Annotated in this window: 21 protein-coding genes and 1 riboswitch; of the genes, 13 read left to right on the forward strand and 8 right to left on the reverse strand. The window is 72.7% G+C overall.

Features of this window, described 5'->3' with window-relative positions; translation table 11 throughout:
- Positions 1-374 precede the first annotated feature (374 nt).
- The 4 genes from OYE22_RS19410 to OYE22_RS19425 all read left to right on the forward strand — a co-directional run bounded on the left by OYE22_RS19410 (position 375) and on the right by OYE22_RS19425 (position 2,877).
- On the forward strand, positions 375-896 hold the full coding sequence (locus OYE22_RS19410) for a DUF6879 family protein (protein ID WP_277321588.1): 522 nt from the start codon (positions 375-377) through the stop codon (positions 894-896).
- Positions 893-1,723 carry a helix-turn-helix transcriptional regulator gene (locus OYE22_RS19415; RefSeq protein ID WP_277321589.1) on the forward strand — a complete coding sequence of 277 codons (831 nt, stop codon included), beginning with the start codon at positions 893-895 and terminating at the stop codon, positions 1,721-1,723. Before OYE22_RS19410 ends, OYE22_RS19415 begins: the two co-directional genes overlap by 4 nt.
- Positions 1,724-2,051: 328 nt before the next feature.
- Entirely contained in the window at positions 2,052-2,282 is a 231-nt protein-coding gene (locus OYE22_RS19420; RefSeq protein ID WP_277321590.1) for a DUF397 domain-containing protein, read from the forward strand.
- 127 nt (positions 2,283-2,409) lie between these two features.
- Entirely contained in the window at positions 2,410-2,877 is a 468-nt protein-coding gene (locus OYE22_RS19425) for a hypothetical protein (RefSeq protein ID WP_277321591.1), read from the forward strand.
- A gap of 161 nt (positions 2,878-3,038) precedes the next feature.
- Here the strand turns inward: OYE22_RS19425 and OYE22_RS19430 are convergent, their stop codons facing one another.
- Positions 3,039-3,614 carry a TerD family protein gene (locus tag OYE22_RS19430; protein WP_277321592.1) on the reverse strand — a complete coding sequence of 192 codons (576 nt, stop codon included), beginning with the start codon at positions 3,612-3,614 and terminating at the stop codon, positions 3,039-3,041.
- 240 nt (positions 3,615-3,854) lie between these two features.
- On the opposite strand from OYE22_RS19430, the gene arfB reads away from it, so the two are divergent.
- Positions 3,855-4,283, forward strand: a complete 429-nt coding sequence (gene arfB / locus OYE22_RS19435) for an alternative ribosome rescue aminoacyl-tRNA hydrolase ArfB (protein WP_277321593.1) — start codon at positions 3,855-3,857, stop codon at positions 4,281-4,283.
- An 832-nt stretch (positions 4,284-5,115) separates the two neighbouring features.
- Here the strand turns inward: arfB and OYE22_RS19440 are convergent.
- Entirely contained in the window at positions 5,116-5,661 is a 546-nt protein-coding gene (locus tag OYE22_RS19440; protein WP_277324212.1) for a flavin reductase family protein, read from the reverse strand.
- 560 nt (positions 5,662-6,221) lie between these two features.
- Here OYE22_RS19440 and cdgB point away from each other — a divergent pair.
- Positions 6,222-7,994 carry a diguanylate cyclase CdgB gene (cdgB, locus tag OYE22_RS19445; protein WP_277321594.1) on the forward strand — a complete coding sequence of 591 codons (1,773 nt, stop codon included), beginning with the start codon at positions 6,222-6,224 and terminating at the stop codon, positions 7,992-7,994.
- 233 nt (positions 7,995-8,227) lie between these two features.
- Entirely contained in the window at positions 8,228-9,286 is a 1,059-nt protein-coding gene (locus OYE22_RS19450) for a carbohydrate-binding protein (protein WP_277321595.1), read from the forward strand.
- 175 nt (positions 9,287-9,461) lie between these two features.
- Here the strand turns inward: OYE22_RS19450 and OYE22_RS19455 are convergent, their stop codons facing one another.
- From OYE22_RS19455 to OYE22_RS19470, 4 genes are all read right to left on the reverse strand, one after another.
- The gene (locus tag OYE22_RS19455; RefSeq protein WP_277321596.1) at positions 9,462-10,316 is read right to left on the reverse strand and encodes a class II fructose-bisphosphate aldolase; all 855 of its coding nucleotides are present in this window, start codon (positions 10,314-10,316) and stop codon (positions 9,462-9,464) included.
- Between the two features lie 217 nt (positions 10,317-10,533).
- A complete protein-coding gene (locus OYE22_RS19460; RefSeq protein ID WP_277321597.1) occupies positions 10,534-11,463 on the reverse strand; it encodes a 1-phosphofructokinase family hexose kinase in 930 nt (309 codons plus the stop codon).
- A 408-nt stretch (positions 11,464-11,871) separates the two neighbouring features.
- Positions 11,872-13,050, reverse strand: coding sequence for an N-acetylglucosamine-6-phosphate deacetylase (gene nagA / locus OYE22_RS19465; RefSeq protein ID WP_277321598.1), 1,179 nt, complete (start codon positions 13,048-13,050; stop codon positions 11,872-11,874).
- The gene (locus tag OYE22_RS19470) at positions 13,050-13,982 is read right to left on the reverse strand and encodes an ROK family protein (RefSeq protein ID WP_277321599.1); all 933 of its coding nucleotides are present in this window, start codon (positions 13,980-13,982) and stop codon (positions 13,050-13,052) included. Before OYE22_RS19470 ends, nagA begins: the two co-directional genes overlap by 1 nt.
- Positions 13,983-14,672: 690 nt before the next feature.
- Between OYE22_RS19470 and OYE22_RS19475 the strand changes: the two genes are divergently transcribed.
- From OYE22_RS19475 to otsB, 3 genes are all read left to right on the forward strand, one after another.
- On the forward strand, positions 14,673-15,932 hold the full coding sequence (locus tag OYE22_RS19475; RefSeq protein WP_277321600.1) for an extracellular solute-binding protein: 1,260 nt from the start codon (positions 14,673-14,675) through the stop codon (positions 15,930-15,932).
- An 84-nt stretch (positions 15,933-16,016) separates the two neighbouring features.
- Positions 16,017-16,367, forward strand: a complete 351-nt coding sequence (locus OYE22_RS19480; RefSeq protein ID WP_277324213.1) for a DUF3263 domain-containing protein — start codon at positions 16,017-16,019, stop codon at positions 16,365-16,367.
- A gap of 155 nt (positions 16,368-16,522) precedes the next feature.
- Positions 16,523-17,353, forward strand: a complete 831-nt coding sequence (otsB, locus tag OYE22_RS19485) for a trehalose-phosphatase (protein ID WP_277321601.1) — start codon at positions 16,523-16,525, stop codon at positions 17,351-17,353.
- A gap of 99 nt (positions 17,354-17,452) precedes the next feature.
- Here the strand turns inward: otsB and OYE22_RS19490 are convergent, their stop codons facing one another.
- Together OYE22_RS19490 and OYE22_RS19495 are read right to left on the reverse strand one after the other, a co-directional pair.
- Positions 17,453-19,174 (reverse strand): trehalose-6-phosphate synthase, encoded by a 1,722-nt coding sequence (locus OYE22_RS19490; protein ID WP_277321602.1) that lies wholly within the window; start codon positions 19,172-19,174, stop codon positions 17,453-17,455.
- Between the two features lie 164 nt (positions 19,175-19,338).
- Entirely contained in the window at positions 19,339-20,316 is a 978-nt protein-coding gene (locus tag OYE22_RS19495; protein WP_277321603.1) for a glucosyl-3-phosphoglycerate synthase, read from the reverse strand.
- Between the two features lie 174 nt (positions 20,317-20,490).
- Positions 20,491-20,629, forward strand: a riboswitch (SAM riboswitch).
- Between the two features lie 17 nt (positions 20,630-20,646).
- On the opposite strand from OYE22_RS19495, the gene thrC reads away from it, so the two are divergent.
- From thrC to OYE22_RS19510, 3 genes are all read left to right on the forward strand, one after another.
- Complete coding sequence (thrC, locus tag OYE22_RS19500; RefSeq protein WP_277321604.1) at positions 20,647-21,960, forward strand: threonine synthase; 1,314 nt, start codon at positions 20,647-20,649, stop codon at positions 21,958-21,960.
- Between the two features lie 87 nt (positions 21,961-22,047).
- A complete protein-coding gene (locus tag OYE22_RS19505; RefSeq protein WP_277321605.1) occupies positions 22,048-22,323 on the forward strand; it encodes a ubiquitin-like small modifier protein 1 in 276 nt (91 codons plus the stop codon).
- Positions 22,324-22,766: 443 nt separating this feature from the next.
- A complete protein-coding gene (locus tag OYE22_RS19510; protein WP_003986833.1) occupies positions 22,767-22,970 on the forward strand; it encodes a cold-shock protein in 204 nt (67 codons plus the stop codon).
- The last annotated feature ends 258 nt before the right edge of the window (positions 22,971-23,228 follow it).

Genomic DNA, 23,228 nt, shown 5'->3' on the forward strand with positions numbered 1-23,228 from the left:
TCAGGGCGGCTGGTGAGCGTGTGTGGGACGTGCGGCCTGCCGGGGCCGAGACGGTGTCCTTCGTTCCCACAAGGCAAACCTCCGCACCAGTGAGCCGAGTTTCCTGTTCCCTCAACTGAGTCACCTTGACGCGCCTGTCACGCCCTCGGGAGCATCGGAAGCACAACCTCACAACCAGGGGGCAGCCATGGCCGCAAGGCGACTCGTCGGCGAATGCGAGGGTGGCACCTGCGCCACCCTGTACGCCCTCGACGGCACACGTGACCTGTTAGTCCAGGGGTATGACACAACGGCCGCCGAGACGGCCGGGATCGTTGTTCCCGCGGGTGAGTCCGTGGTCCGCATTCCCGCTCACATCATCGAGAGGTACGCCCGTGAATATCTCAACGGATGAGTTCGGGAAACTCTTCACCACCTTCGAGCGGGAAGCGTTCCGGCTGGAAGCGCTGGACGACTACAGCGGCTCGTCCGACCCGGAAATGATCCGCGCCTTTCTGGCCGGTGAACCCCAGCCCGTCGACTACAACCAGCAGTGGGTGGGCGACGTGCGGCGCAGCACGGCGGCCGGTAGGCGTGTGTACCGCGTGCACGTGGTCTCGCGGCCTCTCACGGACTACCTCCGATTCGAACTCGGCTGGGGTTACACCAAGAACCAGACGGCCGGAGAGGAGTTCTTCATTCTCGACACCACGGACCAGGAGAACCCCGTACCCGGAGTTCCTGACTTCTGGATGTTCGACGAGTCCCAGGTCGCCTCGATGAACTACGGCGAACAAGGCGAATTCCTTGGTGCCGCATTGGAGCCCGATCCCGAGGACTGGGTGCGGGTACGCGACACCGCCATGCGCCATGCCGTGCCGTTCCCTGATTGGTGGGAACGGCACGGAGGCAAGTGAAGAGCACGGACATCGGGCAAGCGCTGCGGGAACTGCGAGAGGCCGGCGGAAAGCAGGCCAAAGCCGTGGCCCGTGGCGCTGTCATGTCCCCGAGCAAGCTCAGCAAGATCGAGAATGGCGTGCTCGCGCCCAGCGTCATCGACGTCGAGCGCATCCTCACGGCCCTGGAGGTCTCCGAGGAGGCCAAGGCCCGACTGATGGAGCTTGCCCGGCAGGTGGCGACAGAGGCCACCGCGTGGCGCATCTACCGGCGTTCGGGGCTCCATAAACACCAGGAAGAGATCAGGGCCATAGAGGCCAGCACAAGGCTTCTCAGGCTGTTTCAGCCGTCCTGTGTTCCTGGGTTGCTTCAGACGCCAGAATACGTGCGAGGCATCCTCAAGGACTGGGATCTCACCGAGGACGCACTGGAGAAGATGGTCGGTGCTCGACTCAAGCGTCATGACGTCCTGCATGACGAGGGACGTAGGTTCCACTTTCTCGTCACGGAGTCAGTGCTCCGCTGGGAGGTCGTCAAGGCTCGTTCCATGGCGATGCAGTTGGACAAGCTCATCAGCATGTCAAGGTTTCCCAACATCACCATCGGAGTGATTCCACAGCAAGGTGCGAAGCCGGGGCTTCCCACTTCGGCCTTCACCCTCTTCGACGCTCGGCTGGCCACCATCGAGGTGCCTCACGCCGAGATCACCACAAGCGAAATCCCCGATATCGACCTGTACCTGAGAAAGTTTCAGAAGTTCGAGCGGGTGGCCGTTACCGGTGAGGACATGCGGGCCCTCGTGGCAGGCGTTCGGGACGACTTCTTGAGGCAACAGGAAACACGGTAGAGGCTGCCCCCCGGCACTCCGAAGATGTACCCATGCCGACCGTACCGAAGAAGGCCAGTCAGCAGGGTTCGGGTGATGTCCGCGTGCTCGCGTGGCTGGCGGGGAACGGCCGGCGTATGGCGAACACGGAAATGGTCCTGCTCCCGGCTGCGACGGCCCTCCTGACCGGCCGTCCGAACAAGACCGGACGAGGCAACCCCAGATCAAAGCCGAGTGGCCTTTTCGAGGGCCCGCGACAGCGATCGGGCCCGACGTTGCACGCGTGCCGAACACGCGGCAGTACCAGTCCTGAGCCTGCCCTGCCCCTGACCGCATAGGAAGGCACACCATGCCCGGAACCGACCTCTACAGCCTGCCCCTCAAGGAAGCCGACTTCCGCACACCCTGCGGCGGCAACACCCACCCGGACGGCGAGTCCTGCGTGACCCTCTCCAGGATCGGTGAGGACGCGTGGGCGCTCGGGGACAGCAAGCAGCCCGGCCTGCCCCCGCTGCGCTTCACCACCGCCGAACTGGACGCGGCCGGCATCGACCCGGCCCGCTTCGGCCTCTCGGCCTGACCGGCCGCCCGCCGACCACCGACCGCCGGCCCCCGCTCGACGGAGACCCGCCACCCGGCGGCCCGTTCTCCGGCGAGCGGGGGCCACCCCGGGCCGCCACCGCCCGCCGCGACGAGGGACGACACAGTTGCACCACCACGGCTACCTGTGGGCCGGCACCAAGCAGCGCTTCGACGAGGAGGCGCTGCGCCGGCCCCCTCACCCCGATCCACCGCCGGCGGCCGCTGGGCCGGAGTTGGCCCAGCGGTACAAGGACGTGCGGGCGGAGTTCCCCGTCGTGGATCTGCCCCCGCTGGAAACGGCCTACTGGCTCGTCAAGCCCGGCGGGCTCGTACGGGGCACGTGGAACGAGCCGGAGGAGGCCGTGCGGTGGCTCGACGCGCGGCTGGTGGAGTACGCGCCGCGGTTCACGTCCGAGGCGGACCGCGCGCGGACGCGCCTCGCGGCGCTGGTCGACTCGGCCGCCGCGAGCCTGGGCGGGGGAGTGGACGTGTCCCTCGGCTTCTACCTCGAACGCCCCTCGTACCTGTCACTCGCCCTGGTGTGCTGCTCCCCGAACAGGGCCCAGCCGGAGCGGACCTGCCCGCTGGGGTAGGGCGGACGGCGGCACCAGGCCCGGCGGCCGTGAAAGCAGGGAGGGGCCAGACCCGAAGGTCTGGCCCCTGGCCTGGGGACTCCTCGACTCGGCGAGGTGGCGGGCGGTGAGCCCGTCCCCTACTCAGACGGTGTCGTCTACTCGGACGGCGACGTCGAGTCTCAGACGTTGACGCCGAAGTCCTGCGCGATGCCCGTGAGGCCGGAGGCGTAGCCCTGGCCGACGGCGCGGAACTTCCACTCGGCGCCGTTGCGGTACAGCTCGCCGAAGACCATGGCGGTCTCGGTCGCCGCGTCCTCGCTCAGGTCGTAGCGGGCGATCTCCGTGCCACCGGCCTGGTTGAGGATGCGGATGTACGCGTTGCGCACCTGGCCGAAGTTCTGGCTGCGGCTCTCGGCGTCGTAGATGGAGACCGGGAAGACGATCTTCTCGACGTCGGCGGGCAGGCCGGCCAGGTTGACGTTGATCTGCTCGTCGTCGCCCTCGCCCTGGCCGGTGAGGTTGTCACCGGTGTGCACGATCGACTGGTCCGGCGTCGCCTTGTTGTTGAAGAAGACGAAGTGCTGGTCCGAGTAGACCTTGCCGCTCGGGTTCACGGCGATGGCGCTGGCGTCCAGGTCGAAGTCCTGGCCGGTGGTGGTGCGGACGTCCCAGCCGAGGCCCACCGTGACGGCGGTCAGGCCCGGTGCCTCCTTGGTGAGCGAGACGTTGCCGCCCTTGGACAGGCTTACAGCCATGGGGTGTCCCCTTCTTGTACTGGTCGATGGTCGGTCTTCGTGACGACCACGAAGCTACCGTCACCCCTCACAACGCCATCAGGGCACCGCTGGGTTCCAGCCCCCTTTACTTTCTTTGCCAAACTCTGGCGGTACGGAGTGCATCGTTCCGCTTCCCGTCGGGGGCGGAGGGCGGGCGCGACGGCGGGGCGGGTGGGAAATGCGGGTGACGGGAGCGCGTCAACGCGGGAGCATGGGGGCATGCCCGGGCCCTATGTCATCCGTGGCTCGGTCTCCCTGCCGGAGGCCGAGCTGATCTGGCGTTTCTCCCGCTCGTCGGGGCCCGGCGGACAGCACGTCAACACCAGTGACAGTCAGGTGGAGCTGCGGTTCGACCTGGCCGCGACCGACGCGTTGCCGCCCGTGTGGAAGGAGCGCGCCCTCCAGCGGCTGGCCGGGCGGCTGGTGAACGGCGTGGTGTCCGTGCGGGCCTCGGAGCACCGCTCCCAGTGGCGCAACCGCGAGACCGCGGCCGTCCGGCTGGCGTCCCTGCTCGCCGAGGCCACCGCGCCGCCTCCCAAGCCCCGCCGCCCCACCCGCATCCCGCGCGGCATCAACGAGCGCCGGCTGCGCGAGAAGAAGCAGCGCGGCGACACCAAGCGGGGCCGTTCCGGGCGCGACTGGCACTAGACGGTTTCGTACGGGCTCCGGGGCTGTCGTCGTACGGCGCCGAGTGGTGCCTCCGCCGTCCCACGAGAAACAGTTCCCCCGGCCCGATCGTGCCGGCGCCCGGCCGTGCCGGAGTGGGGCGACCGCCCGTTTCCCAGGGAAATCGCGGCGCCTCCGGGAGCGGAATTGCCGGCTATTGCCGGGGTGGATCACAAAGCGCCGGCAGCCCGCCGCGCGGCGATATCGGGGCACCATTACGGACCCGGCCGCTTCTCGTAAGCGAACAGCCGTACGTACTCCCGGCGGTGCCCGGTCGGGCGGTTACCGCCGCCGCCAAGGCAGTTGCGCCAGGCATATCACGCACATCCGTTCCCGGCGACGAGAGCGTGCTGTGTGACACCCCTTCCGGTACGGAATCGAGCATGCCGTCGCGCCGCCCGGCCGGTTGTGGCAAGAGGCGCCGGACGCCCGCCACGCGCCGGCTCGGCGGCGGCCGTGTGAGCGGTCGCCCCAGTGGTCGTGCGAGCGGTCGTGCCAGCGGTCGTGTCGTGCGAGTGGTGGTGTGGGTGGTCGTGCCAAGCAGTGTGGGGGCGCGGGGACCGCGCGTTCGCCGGCGCCTGGCGCGTGTCCCGGCGAGGCGACGTGCGCGGGTGTCGGTCCGGTCACCCCCGCCCCCTCATGGCCCCTGGGCGAACCCCCGCCGGTGACCCGACGGCCCTGGGATGAAGGGTAACTGATGGTCTGTCAGTTACGCCGGGAGAGGGCTCGACCCGTGGACCGGGCCCGGGGCCGGCGTGACGCCGGGGGTGTGAGGGGCGCGGGGGGCTCCTGGTGCGGTGCGGCCCGGTGCCGCTCAGCTCAGGTGGCGGTACCGGCCGCGGAAGTACGTCAGCGGGCCGCCCTCCGCGCTGGGGGTGTGCGCCGTCAGGACGCGGGCCACCACCAGCGTGTGGTCGCCCGCCTGGACGCGTTGCTCCGTACGGCACTCAAGGGTCGCGAGGGCGCCGCTGATCAGGGGCGCGCCGGACGCCTCGCCGCGGGTGTACGTCAGCTCCTCGAACAGCAGCCGGTCGCTGACCCGGCCCTTCATCGCGAACCGGCCGGCGATCTGCCGCTGGCCCTCGGCGAGCAGCGAGACCGCCCACAGCGGTTGCCGCTCCAGCACGTCGTCCATCCGGGACCCGTTGCGGACGCTCACCATCACCAGCGGTGGGTCGAGCGAGACCGACAGGAAGGCCGTGGCCGTCATGCCGACGTCCTCGCCGCGCGGTCCCTCCTCCTCGTCGTGCGCCGTCACCAGCACCACACCGGCCGCCAGCCGCGCCAGGGCGGCCCGGAACTCGTCCTCGCTCACCCCTCCAGCATGCGGGACGGCACGCCCCGGCTCCGCCTGGGCCACGGCGCCCGGGGCGGGCGTGGCCTCCGGGGCGGCAGGGGTGCCGGGGGCGCCCGAGGCGTTCGGGGCGGCGGCCGAGGCGGCGTCTGGGCCGGACGGGGCGGATGGGACCGAAGAGGACGAGGTTCGCAACACGCCTTCGACGCTAACCCCCCGCCCCGCCCGGTCGCATCGGGCTCCCGGCGGAGGGGAGCCCTAGGTCCCTGGGCTGAGCGCCGGTGGGCCGCCGGCGGGGCGCTCGGGGGGCGCTGGAGCGGCGCTGAGGGAGCGTCGTGGGGGCGCTCGCGGAGTGTGCGCAAATCCGCACCGATATTCGAGACGGTCGCCTCCGGTAAACGTAATCGCATTCCGGATTTGCTTTCAGGAAATATCGCGCGGCCCGTCTGAGCCCGCGTAACGGCTTTATCCCCACCCCGGACACACGCTGTGACATGAGTCACAACGGGCAGTAATTGTTGACCCTGTGTACCGGGTGGACAGCTCGCTGTGATTCAGTGGCCGTGGCAGTGAGAGACGACGAGAAATTCTGGAGTTGCTGTCGAGGTCTCGGGGGAGAGCGATCGATGGAGACCGAGTCGGAGCCGTACATCCGCCTTGCGACCCTGCGACAGCTACATCAAGTAGTCGCAGAACTGAACACCGGACGCAGTCTGGCGGAGACCCTGCAAACCGTCGCCGACGGGGTGATCCAGGGCCTGGGATACGAGCTGTCAGCCGTCAACCTGGTCCGCCCGGACGGAGACCTGGTGGTGGCCGCCGTCAGCGGCAGTCCCGGGGCCGAGGCGCTCATGGCGGGCCGGGTCGGCTCGCGGACGTCCTGGGAGCGGCGGCTCTCGATGGGCGAGCGCTGGGGCGACCTGAGATTCATCCCGTACACCGAGGGCTGGGTGCTCGACGACGACGACGTGCCGCAGTGGCACGTGGCCGGTCCGGCGCCGAGGTTCCCCGACGAGTGGCACCCGATGGACCGGCTGTTCGCGCCCATGCGCGCGGCCGGCTCGCCGCACGGCGAGCTGCTCGGCGTGATCTCCGTGGACAAGCCGCGCAACGGCCGCCGCCCCGGCGCCTGGGGCCGCGAGGCCCTGCAGATGTACGCGTTCCACTCGGCCATCGCCATCGGCAACGCCCGGCTGCGCGCCAACATGCAGCGCGCGCTGATGCGCCTGGAGCGCGACCAGCAGGCGCTGCGGGCCAGCGAGGAGAGCTTCAGGCAGGCGTTCGAGTACGCGCCGAGCGGCATGGCCATCGCGGAGATGGGCGGCGACCAGCACGGCCGGCTGCTGCGCACCAACGACGCGCTGTGTCGCCTCCTCGGCCGCTCGGCCACCGCGCTGCGCCGCTACTCCTTCTCCGACCTCGTGCACCCCGAGGACATCGGCACCCTGCTGCGCACCTCGGCCGAGGGGGGCCGGGCCGAGCTGCGGCTGGTCCGGCGCGACGGCACGTACATGTGGGTCTCGCTGCGCAACTCGGTGGTCGCCGACGCCGCCGACGGGCCGCGCTTCCTGCTCACCCACGTCGAGGACATCGAGGAGCGCAAGCGGCACGAGCTGCAGCTCGCGCACCGCGCCAGCCACGACTCGCTGACCGGGCTGCCCAACAGCGCAGAGTTGCGCGCCCGGCTCGGCGCCCGGCTGTGCGCCCGCCCGCCGCAGCCCGCCTACGCGGGCGCGGAGAGCGCCGGCGTGGGCCCGGACGGCGCGCAGCAGGCCGGGACGGCCGTGCGGGAGGCGGCCCTCGTCGGGAGCGTCGAGCAGGACGCGTACGTGCAGGGGTTCGGGTTGGAGGGCTTCGACTCGGCGGTGGACCTCGGCGGCCTGGGCGGTTTCGCCGGGCTCGACGCCGACGCCCTGGAGGGGCTCACCGGCTCCGACGGCGGCCCGTTCGACCACCACGTGCACACGTACGCGCCCGCCGAGGGCGAGGAGGACGACGGCACCAAGGGGCTCGCGGTGCTCTTCTGCGACCTGGACGGGTTCAAGTCGATCAACGACAGGTTCGGCCACCACACCGGCGACGCGGTGCTCATCGAGGTCGCCCGCCGGCTCTCGCACGGGGTGCGGGACGGTGACACGGTGGCCAGGCTCGGCGGCGACGAGTTCGTGGTCCTGGCCGATGGACTGGGGCGGGCCGACGCGCAGGATCTCGCCGTACGGTTGCGAAACGCGATCATTCCGCCCATTCGCTTCGAAGGTCGCGCGGTGCGCGTGGGCGCGAGTTTCGGTATTAGCTGGGCGGCCTGCGGGATGTCGGCCGAGGAAGTGCTGCAATCCGCTGACCAGCGCATGTACGTGGAAAAGCGGTCGCGGTCGAAGGCGAATCGGCGTGCGGGTTAGCAATCTGGGCAGGGGATGGCCGGGCGCGGCCCCGTGGACGGGCCGCGCGCGGCTTGCGGGGCGGGGTAGGCTGCGCCGGTCGGCACGGCTGCCGAGAATGAATCGATCGTGAACATTGGCCATCCGGACAGCGCACGGCTATTTCGGCCGCCCCGGCCCTGATAAGAGCTGTTCTGGCACGCGAGTGCCGCAGCGCGGATGACCATCAGGGACGAAGTGGGAGTGACCAGGGGATGACGGCCGGCAACAACGGCTCGGGGGTGCCGCAGGACGACGACCCGTTCGCCTACCTGTACCGCCAGGAGGGCGGCGACGGGGGCGCGGGCCAGGGCGCCCAGGGCTCGTCACGCGCGGGCGGTTACGGCTATCCCGGGCCGCAGCAGCCGGGCGTCCCCCGGACCTCGTACAACCACGTGCGCGCGGTCGGCGAGCGGCAGTACGGCGGTCAGCAGCAGTACGGCCAGCAGCAGCCGGCGCCGCAGCAGGGCGGCTACGGCTACCCGCAGCACAACGCGCACTACACCGCCCCCGAGGCGCTGCCCCAGCAGACCCGGCAGCGCGCGCACGGGGCCCCGCCGCCCGGTGGCGTGCCGCCCCGGCAGGCCGCGCACGGCCAGGGCGCGCCCGCGGGGTACGGCGGCGGGCACGGCGGGGGCGCGGGGCACGGCGGCGGGGGGCGCGGGCCCAACAGCAGGGGCCTGCTGATCGGCGCGATAGCCGTGGTGGCCGTCGTGATCATCGGCATCTCCGTCGCGATGATCTCCAACAACTCGGGCGACAAGGACGACAAGGCCGAGCCCACCCAGAACACCAGCCCCACCGCGGCCGAGACCGTCGAGCCCAGCCAGGACCCGAAGCCGACGAAGAAGCCGGAACCGCTGCCCACCGAGGACGCCTCGGCCATGCGGCTGGACGGCGGCACCACCCTGGCCTCCGACATACCGGGCGCCAAGGCCGAGGGCGGCAAGTACGTCGCCGGCCTCAACAAGCCCGGCGCCGGGGCCACGTGGACCGTGGACGTCGAGAAGGCCGGCCAGTACCGGCTGTATGTCGGCTACGGTGTACCCGGCGAGGACCAGAACCTGAGCCTCACGGTGAACAGCAAGCGAGACCCGCGCGCCGTCAGCATGAAGAACTTCGCACTCGCGAAGAAGGGTGACTGGGCGAAGGGCTGGACCCACACCTGGGCCATCGTCAACCTCAACAAGGGCACGAACACGGTGCGGCTGTCCTGCGAGGCCGGCAACAAGTGTGACGTCAACCTCGACCAGGTCTGGCTCGCCCGAGGCTGACCACGGCCCACCCGCCGGCCGGCCCAGCGGCCCCCGCCTCCGCCTCCGCGCGGACCAGCGGCTGCGCACCGCCTCCGCGCGAGCGGCCTCCGCCCCGGCCGGACCGGAAGCCCGCCCAGCGGGATCGGGGCCGCCCCGGCGCGGGGCCGGCCCGGGCCGGCCCCCCGCGCACCGGTCAGTCGGCGTGCACCACGGCGAGGAAGCGGGCCACCGTCTCGGCCATCGCGTCCCGCCCGGGTCCCACGTACTTGCGCGGGTCCACCAGCGCCGGCTGGGCCGCCAGCACCTCGCGCACCGCGCCGGTGAACGCCGTGTTCAGGGCCGTGCCGACGTTGATCTTGACCATGCCGGCCGTCACCGCCGCCCGGATCTCCTCGTCCGGCACGCCCGACGAGCCGTGCAGCACCAGCGGCACCGGCACCGCCTCCCGCAACCGGCCGATCAGCTCGTGGTCGAGCGCCGCGGTGCGCTCGGTCATCGCGTGCGAGCTGCCGACCGCCACGGCCAGCGCGTCCACGCCCGTGTCCGCGACGTACGCCGCGGCCTCCTCCGGGTCGGTGCGCACCCCCGGGGCGTGCGCGTCCAGCGGTGCCTCGCCCTCCTTGCCGCCGACCTTGCCCAGCTCGGCCTCCACCCAGATGCCCCGCTCGTGACCCCAGCGCACGGCGTCGGCGGTGGCCGCCACGTTCTGCTCGTACGACAGCTTCGACGCGTCGAACATCACCGAGCTGAACCCCTCCGGGTGCGCGGCGTGCAGCAGCTCCACGCTCACCACGTGGTCGAGGTGGAGCGCGAGCGACGCGCTCGACGCGCGGGCCACGGCGGCCGCCGCGGCGGCGATCGGGGCGAGCCGCCCGCCGTGGAAGCGCACCGCGTTCTCCGACACCTGGAGGATCGCGGGCGCGCCCGCCGCCTCGGCGCCGGCGGCTATCGCCTCCGCGTGCTCCAGCGAGATGACGTTGAACGCGGCGACCGCGCGGCCCGCGGACCGCGCCTGCCCGACGAGTTCACCAGTGCTGACCAGTGGCATGTCCGTCCTTCGTTCCGGGCCGGGCTCGGCCCCTCGTGCCCGCGCGGGCGGCGGCCGCGCGGCTGCACCCAGCCCGCGCGCCTGGCCCACCCGGGCGGTCGTTCGCGCGCCGGGCCACGGCCCGGCGACCTGTTCGCGCGGCGCGGCGTCCTTGCCGGTCGCGCCCGTGCCGGGCCCCGGTCCTGGTGGGCGGGGGCCCGGCACGAAGCGGGGGGTCTCACGCCGCTGCCGGATGGCTGGCGACGCGCACCTTGGGGAGGAGTTCGGCGTAGGTGGCCGCGTCGTACTCGCCGGCCACCGGCGCCCGTACCGTCGCCGCCGACAGCGCCACCGCCCGGGCCAGGCGCTCCGGCCAGGGCAGCCCTTCGGCGAGGCCGGAGAGCAGGCCGGCGACGGCCGAGTCGCCCGCGCCGGTCGGGTTGCCGGCGATCCGGCTCGGCGGGCTCGCGCGCCAGGCGCCGTCGCCGGTGACGGCGAGCAGCCCGTCGGGCCCGAGCGAGGCGGCGACCGCGTGCGCGCCCCGGCGCCTGGCGTCGCGCGCGGCCCGCACCGGTTCGGTGGACCCGGTGAGCGCGGCCAGCTCCTCCGCGTTCGGCTTGACGATGTCGGGCCGGGCGGCGATGCCCCGGCGCAGCGGTTCGCCGCTGGTGTCGAGCAGCACCGGCACGTCGGCGGTCCGCGCGGTACGTATCAACTGGGCGTACGCGCCGACCGGCAGCCCCGGGGGCAGGCTGCCGCACAGCGCGACCGCCGCGGCGCCGTCCAGCAGCTCCGCGTAGCGGTCCGCGAAGGCGGCCCACTCGGCGGGCGTGACCTGCGGGCCCGGCTCGTTGAGCTGCGTGGTGTCGCCCGACGAGGCGTCCACCAGGCCCACGGTGCGTCGGGTGGTACCCGCGATGGGCACGAACGCGTCCGTGACGCCCGGGTAGGCGTCGAGCTGGTCGCGCAGCGCGGCGCCGGTCGCGCCGCCGACCAGGCCGGTGGCGACCGCCTCGTGACCGAGCGTGGCCAGCACCCTGGCGACATTCAGGCCCTTGCCGCCGGGGCGCTCGATGACCTCGGAGACGCGGTGGCTGTGGTGGGGCCGCAGGCGTGGCACGCGGTAGGTGATGTCGAGGGCAGCGTTGAGCGTCACGGTCAGGATCACTGCGGGCTCCCCCTCCCGTTGGTGGTGGTCGTGACGGTGCCCCGGCGGCGCGGCGCGGGCCGGCCGGCGCGGTGTTCCCCCGGGCCGGGGTTCCGGTCCCGCGCGCCGGGTCCGTGCTGCGCGGTGCGGCGCTCGGAGCGGTTGGCTTACTGGCAGCGATCATGCCAAAGCCGGAGCGGTTGTCCCACCCCTGTAGGCCAACCGCGCGGCTTCGACGCGTTATGAGCCGTTGTCGACGCATTCCGCCTGCCTGTCGCGCGGATTCGTCCCGCTCCGCGGGGACGGGGAGCGGGGAGCGCGGGAGCGGGGCCGCGGCCGGCTGCGCCGTGGCCCCGCTCCGGTGTCGTCGCCCGTGGCGGGCGTGGTGCGCGTCCTCGGCCGGGGGGTGGTCGGCCGACGGCGCCGGTGTCAGCCGGTCGTCGGGCGGACCACCCAGGCGCCCCGGCGCATCACGCCGACCAGGGCGAAGTGCTCGTCGAGCACCACCAGGTCGGCGTCCTTGCCGGGTTCGATGGAGCCGACGCGGTCGCTGAGCCCGAGCACCCGGGCCGGGGTGGCGGACAGGGCGCGTACGGTCTGCTCGACGGAGAGCCCGTCGATGGTCACCGCGCGCCGGAAGACCTGGTCGAGGGTGAGCGTGGAACCCGCGATGGAACCGGCGGTCGGGCCGTCGCTGATGCGCGCCACGCCGTCCTTGACCTCGACCTTCATCGGGCCCAGCGGGAAGATGCCGTCCTCCATGCCGGCCGCGCCCATGGCGTCGGTGATGAACGCGACCCGGTCGGCGCCGGCGCGGTGGAAGGCCAGTTCCAGCGTGGCCGGGTGCAGGTGGGTGCCGTCGTTGATCAGCTCGACGGTGATTCGCTCGTCCTCCAGGAGGGCGGCCACCGGGCCCGGCGCGCGGTGCAGCAGCGAGGGCATCGCGTTGAACAGGTGGGTGGCCACGCTCGCGCCGGCCTCGATGGCCTCGCGCGTCGCGTCGTACGTGGAGTCCGTGTGACCCACGGCCGCGATGACGCCGGCTTCGACGAGCAGCCGTACCGAGTCCAGGCCGCCGGGCAGCTCGGGCGCCAGCGTCATCATCTTGGCCGTGCCACGGGCCGCGTCCACCAGCTTGCGCACGTCGGCCGGGTCCGGGTCGCGCAGCAGCGTCGGCTCGTGCGCGCCGCAGCGGTGCGGCGAGATGAACGGGCCCTCGAAGTGCACGCCCGCCAGTTCGCCCTGCTCGACCAGTTCGGACAGGGCGTGTGCCTGCCGGGCCACCTCGTCCAGGTCGCCGGTGACGGTGGAGGCGAGCATCGTGGTGGTGCCGTGCCGCCGGTGGGTGGCGATGGCCCGCAGGGACTCCTCGGCGGTGCCGGAGGAGAACGAGGCGCCGCCGCCGCCGTGCACGTGCAGGTCCACGAAGCCGGGGACCACCCAGTGGCCGGCGAGGTCGAGGCGGTCGCCGGCCCCGCCGCTCGCGGCGGGTGCCGCGTCCGGGCCGGCGCTGACGACGCGGCCGTCCGCGACCGTCACCACGCCGGATTCCACGATCCCGGTCGGCAGGACGACGCGGGCGCCCGCGAGAGCTGTTCGTTCGGCCATCAGGCGGATACCTCCGTAGCGAGAAGATCCCAGGCGAGCAGACCCGCGCCCAGGCAACCGGCGGTGTCCCCGAGGGCCGCCGGGACGATGTCGGGGAGCTGTTGGAACGTGACCCGCTCGGCCACCGCCGCGCGCAGCGGCACGAACAGCGTGTCCCTGGCCTCGGCGAGCCCGCCGCCGATGATCAGCCGGCGCGGGTCGAGCAGGGTGAGGGCGATGACCAGGCCGTCGGCGAGCGCGGCCACGGCGTCCCGCCAGACGGCCAGCGCGCGCGGGTCGCCCGAGGCGACGGCCTTCGCGCAGTCGGCGGCGTCCGCCTCCGGGTCGCCCACGGCGGCGGCCCAGGCCCGGCTGACGGCGGACGCCGACGCGAGCGTCTCCAGGCAGCCGCGCTGGCCGCAGCCGCACTCGGGGCCGGCCGGGCGCACCACGATGTGCCCGATCTCGCCGGCGTAGCCGTGCGCGCCGGCCTCGACGCGGCCGTCGATGCCGATGGCGCCGGCGATGCCGGTGCCGAGCGGTACGAACAGGAAGCGATCCGTCCCCTCGCCGGCGCCGATGCGCCCCTCGGCCAGGCCACCGGCCCGTACGTCGTGGCCGAGCGCGACGGGGACGCCGGCCAGCCGCTCGGAGAGCAGGGCGCGCAGCGGCGCGTCGCGCCAGCCCAGGTTGGCCGCGTACACCGCGACCCCGGCCGCCTCGTCGATGATGCCGGGCACGGCGACGCCGGCCGCCGCGGCGGGTGTGCCGAACCGCTGGGTGCCGATCGCGTGCAGCTCGGCCGCGAAATCGAGGATTCCGGCTATCACGGCGTCCGGCCCGCGCTCGCGTTCCGTCGGCCGCCGGGCCGTGTGCAGCAGCTCGCCATCCGCCCCGACCAGGGCGGCCTTCATTCCGGTGCCGCCCACATCGAGGGCGATGACGTGTTTCACGCGGGACAGTCTCGCGCGATTCCCCACTAGAGGTCTAGGCCACTTCGCCCTCGCGGAGTGTCGTGCCCTGTCGCCGCACGGGTTATCGGCCGCGCGGGGGCCGTCGGAGGCCGTGCCCGAATGGTGTCCGTTCGGGCCCGGGCGGGCACCGAACCGGGCAGCGGCGGGCGGCCCGAACACCCCACCGGACAACGGGTGCCGCGCGCCGCGCGCGGCGCCGACGGGCCACGGTTCGGCGCGGCTCGGCGTCGGTGGCGCGCGCGGGGCCGGCGACGCCGCCGTGAACGGCGACCGGCGTACGGGCTGAGCGGCGGCGACCGGTAAACGATCTGTGAGACCGCACACGGTCGCGCGACCGGGCGCCGGAATGGCCCGGAAATCACCCCGTATGAGGCGCGGGTGTGGCCGGCTTCGGGTGGGGATGGCCCTCCGCGCCGAAGGGGGTCGTGCTTAGTCTGAGCGGGTTCGGCGGCGCCGCGGTGGAGCGGCGCGTTCCGGGCCGGCCATAGCTGATGTGGGTGACGCGGAAGTGGCCACAGGTGATACCGAAGCGAGACCAGGTGTGGTGTAGACCTTAGGGGGGTTGCGGGGGGAGACTCGCAACTCGTGTCGGAGAGTGACACTCCGGCAGATTCCGGGAAACAGAGCAGAGCACGAGGGTGGGTACCGGTTGTGCAGCGGCGGCGGTTCTTGAGTCTGACGGCAGCGGGTGCCGCGACGGCGGCGGTGACTCCGACGCTCGCCGCCTGCGGTGCCGGCTCGGGCTCCAGTGACGTACGGCTCAAGCTCGTCGCGGCGGACTACGGAGACACCAGCACCAACAGCTCCCTGAACTACTGGGGCGACCTGGCCCGCGCGTTCGAGACCAAGCACGGCAACATCAAGATCGACGTCAACGTCTTCGGCTGGGCCGACATCGACAAGAAGGTCGCCCAGATGATCGAGAGCGGCGACACCCCGGACCTCGTCCAGTTCGGCACGTACGCGGACTTCGCCGCCAAGGGCATGCTCTACCGCGCCGACCAGATCCTCTCCATCCGCACCCAGGCGTCCTTCCCGTCCGCCATCACGCAGGCGGGCGAGGTCAAGCGGGTGCAGTACGCGATGCCGTTCGGCGCCAGCACCCGGCTGCTCTTCTACAACAAGAAGCTGTTCAGCGAGGCGGGCGTCCTCAAGCCGCCGACCGACTGGGACGAGCTCCAGGCCGCGGCCGAGAAGCTCAAGGCCATCGACGTGAAGTACCCGTACGCGCTGCCGCTCGGCCGCGAGGAGGCCCAGGCCGAGACGTTGATCTGGCTGCTCAGCGGCGGTGGCGGCTACACCGACGGGTACGGCAGCTACATGCTCGACTCGCCGGAGAACGTCGAGACGCTGGAGTGGCTGCGCGACGAACTCGTCGGCAAGGGCCTCACGGGCCCCACCGCGCCCGGCAAGCTCAACCGCCAGGACGCCTTCAACGCCTTCACCCGGGGCGAGGTCGGCATGCTCAACGGCCACCCGACGCTGATGCAGCAGGTGGTCGGGCACCGCATCGAGTACGACGTCGCCCCGCTGCCGGGGCGCGACGGCCCCTCGGCGACCACGATGGGCGTGGCCGACTGGATGATGGCGTTCAAGAAGAACGGCCACCGCAAGGAGATAGGCGAGTTCCTCGACTTCGTCTACAGCGAGCCGAACGTCGTGGCGTTCGCGTCGAAGTACCGGCTGCTGCCGGTCACCACCGAGGCGTCCGACACGATGCGCCGCAACGACGAGTACAAGAGCCTCTGGCAGTTCCTCGACGGCCTGGAGACCGCGCAGTTCTACCCGTTCGACAAGACGTCCTGGGCCAAGGTCAACCAGAAGCTGCGGGACTCGGTGGGCACCATGGTCGCCAAGGGCGGCGACCCGTCGACCGCGCTCGGCGAGATCCAGCGCGCGGCCGACGCCACGGAGAACGAGGAACGTTAGGTTGGCGGCGTGACACACCCCGCCGAGCCCGGCCCCCCACCCACCGGCGGCGACCCGACCAACGGCGACCCGGCCCACGGCGACCTGGCCGCCGGTGGCCCGACCCCCGGCGGTCCCGCTGAGGGAGCGCCCGCCGCCGAGCCCGAGCCCGAGCCGGTCTCCGACGCCGAGCCCGGGCCGGCCGCCGCCGACGATGACCCCGCCGAGCAGGGCGAACTCTCCGCGCGGGACGTGGCCGTGCTGGCGCTGGAGCGTCGCGGCTGGTCGGGGCCCGGCGCGAAGGAGCGGGCGATCCGCGAGCGCCTCGGCATGTCGCCGACCCGCTACTACCAGGTGCTCAACGCCCTCCTCGACGACCCGCGCGCCCTGCGGCACGACCCGGTGACCGTCCACCGGCTGCGGCGCCTGCGCGCCGCCCGCCGCTCCCGCCGCTGACGAAGGGGCGCCGGGCTCCACGCCGGCGCACCGGGTCAGCACCCGCGTACGGCCTCGGGTACGCCCCCGCGTACGACCAAGGCGAACGACCGCCCCGCCGCTGGCCGAAACCCGCCCCGGCGACGGCGCCGGGGCGCCCCGGTAAGGTCGGCCGCATGGCCATTCCCGTCCCCTCCACCGCCGCGGGCCGTGACGGCCTCGCCGCGCTGCTCGCACGGCCCGAACGCGCCGTGATCGCTCTCGACTTCGACGGCACCCTCGCCGAGATCGTGCCCGACCCGGAGCAGGCCCGGGCCCACCCCGCGGCCGTGCCGGCGCTGGCCGCGCTCGCCCCGCTGGTCGGCACGGTCCTCGTGCTCACCGGCCGGCCGGCCGAGGTCGCGGTGGGCTACGGCGGGTTCGCCGGCGTGCCCGGCCTCGAACACCTGGTCGTGCTCGGCCACTACGGCGCCGAGCGCTGGGACGCCGCCACCGGCCAACTGCGCGCCCCCGAGCCACACCCGGGCGTGGCCGCCGCGCAGGGCGAGCTGGCCGAGGTGTTCACCCGGGCCGGCGCGGCCGACGGCACCTGGGTCGAGGACAAGGGCCGCGCCATCGCCGTACACACCCGCCGGGCCGCCGACCCGCAGGCCGCGTTCGAGGCGCTACGCGCCCCGCTCGCCGCGCTCGCCGACCGGCACGGCCTGATCGTCGAGCCGGGCCGACTCGTCCTCGAACTGCGCCCGCCCGGCATGGACAAGGGCGTCGCGCTTGAGGAGTTCGTACGCGAGGTGGACGCGGAGGCCGTGCTGTACGCGGGGGACGACCTCGGCGACATCGCGGCCTTCGAGGCGGTGGAACGGCGCAGGTCCAAGGGGCTGCCGGGGTTGCTCGTCGGCAGCGGGAGCGTCGAGGTCACCGCGTTGGCCGAGCGGGCCGACCTGGTCGTGGACGGCCCGCGTGGCGTGGTCGACCTGCTCTCGTCCCTGGCGCACGAGCTGCGCTGAGCACGCTCCGAGCGCGCTGAGCCGCCCCCGGTGTCGGGGGCGGCTCAGCGAGGCCGGTCGCGGCCGGCGGGCCGGCTTGCCCGTGGTGGGGCGGTGCGGTTAGGTCGCGCCCAGCGCGCGCAGCTGGGCCAGGAACCACTGCTTGGGCGGCAGCGCCGTGGCCGCCGCGGCCAGCCGCTTGGTCCGCTCGGCGCGCTCACCCGGGTCCATCGTCAGCGCCTCGTGCAGCGCGTCGGCCGTCGCCCGCACGTCGTACGGGTTGACCGTCACCGCGTCGTCACCCAGCTCGGCGTAGGCCCCCGCCTCGCGCGAGAGCACCAGCGCGCAGCCCGCGTCCGAGACCACCGGGACCTCCTTGGCGACCAGGTTCATGCCGTCCCTGATCGGGTTCACCAGGGCCACGTCGGCGATCCGGTACGCGGCGAGCGAGCGCGCGAAGTCGTCCTTGACGTGCAGCACCACCGGCCGCCAACCCGGCGTCCCGAACTCCTCGTTGATCGCGTCCGCGACCCGCTGGACCTCCTGCGTGTACTCCCGGTACACCGCCAGGTCCTGCCGCGACGGGTAGGCGAAGGCGACGTGCACCACCCGCTCCCGCCACTCGGGACGGTCGGCGAGCAACCGCCGGTAGGCGAGCAGACCGCGCACGATGTTCTTGGACAACTCCGTGCGGTCCACCCGGACGATGACCTTCCGTCCGCCGCCCGCGTCCCGCGCCGACTCACCCGCCCCGCCGTCGGCCGCCCCGCCGTCGGCCGGTGTGCCCTCGGCCGGTGTGGCCGTGGCGTCGGCGTCGCGGCCCTCGACCTGCGCGCGCAGCGCGGTGCGGCGCTCCACCACGTCGGCCGCGCGCGAGCGCTCGCGCAGGAACTCCGCGTCCGCGCCCAGGCCGTGCACCCCGAGGTGGGTCGTGCGCCCGTCGAGTTCGACCGTCAGCTCGCCCGATGCCGCGTCCCGTCCGACGCGCGCGCCGAGCACCCGGGCGCAGCAGTCCGCGAACGCCTCGGCCCAGCGCTCGGTCAGGAACCCGGCCCGGTCGCCGCCGAGGATGCCGCGCAACACGGCGTCGGCGACGTCGTCCGGCAGCATCCGGAAGTAGTCCGGCGGCGCCCACGGCGTGTGCGAGAAGTGCCCGATGCGCAGGTCGGGGCGGCGCTCGCGGAGCAGCGCCGGGACCAGCGACAGGTGGTAGTCCTGCACCAGGACGGCCGCCCCCGGCGCGGCCTCGCGCGCGAGCGCGTCAGCGAAGGCGGCGTTGTACGTCTCGTACGCCTCCCACTCGCGTCGGAAGTCCGCGTCGAACGCCGGCTCCAGCGGGGTCTGGTACAGCAGGTGGTGGACGAACCAGAGGACCGAGTTGGCGATGCCGTTGTACGCCGCGGCGAAGACCTCGGGCGCGATGTCCAGCATCCGCACCCGCTGCCCGCCGGTGTCGTCCGTGTCGAGCAGCGCCCCGGCCGGGCCGCCCGCCTCCCGCTGGCCGTCGGCCCCGGCGCGGGCCGCGGCCTGGCGCACCGCCTCCCGGTCGCCTTCGCCGAGCGCGGCGCACACCCACACCGCCCGCGCGTCCGCGCCGATCGCGGAGAGGCCGGAGACCAGCCCGCCGCCGCCGCGCTTGGCGGTCAGCGCGGGCGGCTCGGCCGGTTCGGCGGCGCCCGCGTCGTCGGACGTCGGTGTTCGCGATGGCGAACGGGAGGGTGGCGGCGTCAGGGCGTACGAGACCGGCCCGCGGTTCGACGCGACCAGCACCTGGGCACCGGGCCCGGGGGCGGCGTCGCGCGCGGGTTCGGCGGCGTCCTGCTCGGAGTGCTCGGAGACCATGTGCCGAGCCTAGCCAGCACCGGAACCGCTCAAACGTACGGACCTGATCCGCCCCACCCGCCCGGCCGGTCGCCCGCCACCCACCCGGGCCCCGTCCGCCCCGTGCACGCCGTCCGTCTCGCCCGCCTCGTGTGCCTCCGTACGACGGCGCTCCGCCGGTCCCGCTACGCCGCCCAGCGCTCCGCGTACTCCCGGACCTCGATCATCGGCGGGCGTTCCTCGGTGTCCACCGGGTGCGTCCGCGGCTCGAACCCGCCGCCGGCGCCGCGCGTGAACTGGGTGAGCCGTGGGCGTACCAAGTGGCCCCGGGCGAGCCGTAGTTGGGCCGTGCGGTAGATCGCCGCCGCCATCCGGCCGAGGGCCTGGCCGTCCTGGTGGCGGTGGCGGCGTACGCCCACGTCCACCTGGCCGAGCGCGTCGAGCCCGACCGTGTGCAGCGCGTCGACGAGCAGGCCCAGCTCCACGCCGTAGCCGACCGGGAACGGCAGCCGCTCAAGCAGTGAACGGCGCGCCGCGTACTCGCCGCCGAGCGGCTGTACGAACCCCGCGAGCTGCGGCCAGTGCAGGTTCAGCAGCGGCCGGGCCACCAGCTCGGTCACCCGGCCGCCCTGCCCGACGGGCCCGGCGCCGGCCTCGGCCCCGCGCGCCGCCGGTTCGAGCGGCCGGTCGTACATGGCCTTCACGAACTGCGTCTCCGGGTCGGTGAGCAGCGGGCCGACGATCCCGGAGACGAAGGTGGCGGAGAAGTCGCGCAGGTCGGCGTCGACGAAGCAGACGATGTCGCCGCTGGTCGCGAGCAGCGAACGCCACAGCACCTCGCCCTTGCCCGGGACCGCCGGCACCCGGGGCAGCAGGCTGTCCCGGTGCACCACGCGCGCGCCGGCCGCGCGCGCGACCTCGGCGGTGGCGTCCGTCGAGCCGGAGTCGAGCACCACCAGCTCGTCCACCAACGGGACCGCCCGCATGAGGTCGCGCCGGATCGTGTCGACGATCGCCCCGACCGTCGCCTCCTCGTTCAGCGCGGGCAGCACCACGCTGACGCTGCTGCCACCGGCCCGTTTCGCCGCGAGGAGCAGGTCGAGCGGACGGTCGGCAGCGGACCAGGACCGGCGACTGAGCCAGCGCTCCACCTCTTCCAGCACCTGCGTGACTCCTTTGCGCGCCGAGCGGCGCTCGATGTTACGTTCATCTCGTGGTTTGGACGACCCTCACCCGGGTCCCAGCCTTCGGTTACAGTCTTGAACAACGCGGATGACCGTCGCATGCCGGGGTCATCACGCCAACAAACGCCTGGCTCCAAGGAGCCGGTGCCATACCGCTCATCCAGAGGGGCAGAGGGATACGGCCCGTTGAAGCCCCGGCAACCCTCCAGTCGGTTTCTCGCACAGCGAGGCTCCCGGCGGGGAAGGTGCCAATTCCGTCTCGTGGCGAGATGCGTCGCGAGGAAGATGAGGAGAAAGGGCCTCGCCTCCATGGCTGTGCAAGTCACCGAAAGCACCACCGCCCCCGCCACGTCGGACGCGTCCGCCGCGTCCGTGGACCTCGGCCCCGCTGCCGCGCTCTCCTGTCGCGAGTGCGGCGAGCGCTTCGATCTCGGCCCGATCTTCGCCTGTGCGCTGTGTTTCGGCCCCCTTGAGGTGGCGTACGACCTGCCGACCGGTGACCCGCAGGGGCTGCGGCAGCGCATCGAGGCCGGCCCGAACAGCATCTGGCGGTACGCGCCGCTGCTGCCGGTGCCCGCCGACGTCGCGTCCAAGCCCAACCTGAACCCGGGCCTGACGCCGCTGGTCAAGGCCGACCGGCTGGCCGGCGAGCTGGGCGTCACCGGCGGGCTGTACGTCAAGGACGACTCGGGCAACCCGACCCACTCCTTCAAGGACCGGGTCGTGGCCATCGCCGTCGAGGCCGCCCGCGCCTTCGGCTTCACCACCCTCTCCTGCTCCTCGACCGGCAACCTGGCCGGCGCGGTCGGCGCCGCCGCCGCCCGCGCGGGCTTCCGTTCCTGCGTGTTCATCCCGCACGACCTGGAGGCCGGCAAGGTCGTCATGGCCGCGGTCTACGGCGGCGAACTGGTCGCCATCGAGGGCACGTACGACGACGTCAACCGGTTCTGCAGCGAGTTGATCGGCGACTCGCTCGGCGAGGGCTGGGGCTTCGTCAACGTCAACCTGCGCCCGTACTACGGCGAGGGCTCCAAGACGCTGGCGTACGAGATCTGCGAGCAGCTCGGTTGGGAGATCCCGGACCAGATCGTCATCCCGATCGCCTCCGGATCGCAGCTCACGAAGATCGACAAGGGGCTCAAGGAGCTGATCAAGCTCGGCCTGGTCGAGGACAAGCCGTACAAGATCTTCGGCGCGCAGGCCGAGGGCTGCTCGCCGGTCTCCCGGGCCTTCAAGGACGGGCACGACGTGGTGCGCCCGGTGAAGCCGAACACCATCGCCAAGTCGCTGGCCATCGGGAACCCGGCCGACGGCCCGTACGTGCTCGACATCGCCCGGCGCACCGGGGGAGCGGTCGAGGACGTGACCGACGAGCAGGTGGTGGACGCCATCAAGCTGCTCGCGCGCACCGAGGGCATCTTCGCGGAGACCGCGGGCGGCGTGACCGTCGGCGTCACCAGGAAGCTCATCGAGACCGGCCAGCTGGACCCGACCCGCACCACCGTCGTCCTCAACACCGGCGACGGGCTCAAGACGCTGGACGCCGTCGCGCCCACCACCGGGCCCACCGCGACGATCAAGCCGAGCCTCGACGCGTTCCGCGCGGCGGGTCTGGCGGGCTGACGCCCGCGGCGCCGGCCACCCATCCGGCCGGCGCCCCGTCCGCCGCGATCAGCAAGCTTTCCGTTCTCCCACGAAGGTGGCCCCCTCATGAGCGTCAACGTTCGCATTCCGACCATCCTGCGCACCTACACCGGCGGCAAGGCCGAGGTGCCCGCCGAGGGCGCGACCCTCGGCGAGGTGCTGGCGGACCTGGAGAAGAACCACCAGGGCATCGCCGCCCGGGTGCTCGACGACCAGGGCAAGCTGCGCCGCTTCGTGAACGTGTACGTCAACGACGACGACGTCCGCTTCGACCAGGGTCTTGAGACGGCGACGCCGGACGGCGCGGGCATTTCCATCATTCCCGCCGTCGCCGGCGGCTGACCCACGCATTCCGCGCGCGAACTGCCCGAATTGCCCCGTCCACGAGAAAGTGGACGGGGCAATTCCGTGTTTGAAACCGCGATAAGGTTGAACTGATCTCCCTCCCTCTCTTACGGGCCCGTGCGCGGAACGCGGCAGTGGCTCGTCAAAATGTGCGTGAAGTGTGGACGTGATTTGCCGGGTTGCTCCCGCCATGTCCAGCCCGACTTGACCGGTAATCACCGGAGTTCGCCTCCTATGGCCGATGACGCGCGCCCAGAATTCTCGTCCGATTGACCTGTTGCTCTGGGCATCTGGACAGATACATTCAGCGGCGGTCGACGCGTTCCGGCGCACGCCCCAGGGGTCCCCTTTCCGCAAGTGAGGGGTTTCTCAGGGGTGAGGTCTGACCCGGGTCCGCGGAGTGCGGTCCCGCGCAAGGGCCAGCAATAGGGGAGTTAGGAATGGCTCAGGGCACCGTCAAGTGGTTCAACGCGGAGAAGGGGTACGGCTTCATCGCGGTCGACGGTGGTGCGGACGTGTTCGTCCACTACAGCGCGATCCAGATGGACGGGTACCGCACCCTTGAGGAAGGCCAGCGGGTCGAGTTCGAGATCTCGCAGGGCCAGAAGGGGCCGCAGGCGGACATGGTCCGCGTGGCCGGCTGAGCGCCGACCGACTGCAGCGCGAACAAGGGCCCGCACCCTCGGCAGGGGGGTGCGGGCCCTTCGCGCGCCCCCGCCCCGACGTGCCCCGCCGCACACCCCGATCGCGCCCCGGGCCACGCGCGGTGGTGGGCGACTGGCGCGCCACTCGGGCCCGCTCGCGTCCACGACCGCTGGCGTACGGGTGGGAGGACCGGCTCGCGTCGGGGGCGTGGCCGCCTCGTGCACGGCTCGCACACGGCGCACGCCGGCCCTGGCCCA

Source organism: Streptomyces sp. 71268, assembly GCF_029392895.1.
In the GTDB taxonomy this organism is placed as follows: Bacteria; Actinomycetota; Actinomycetes; order Streptomycetales; family Streptomycetaceae; genus Streptomyces.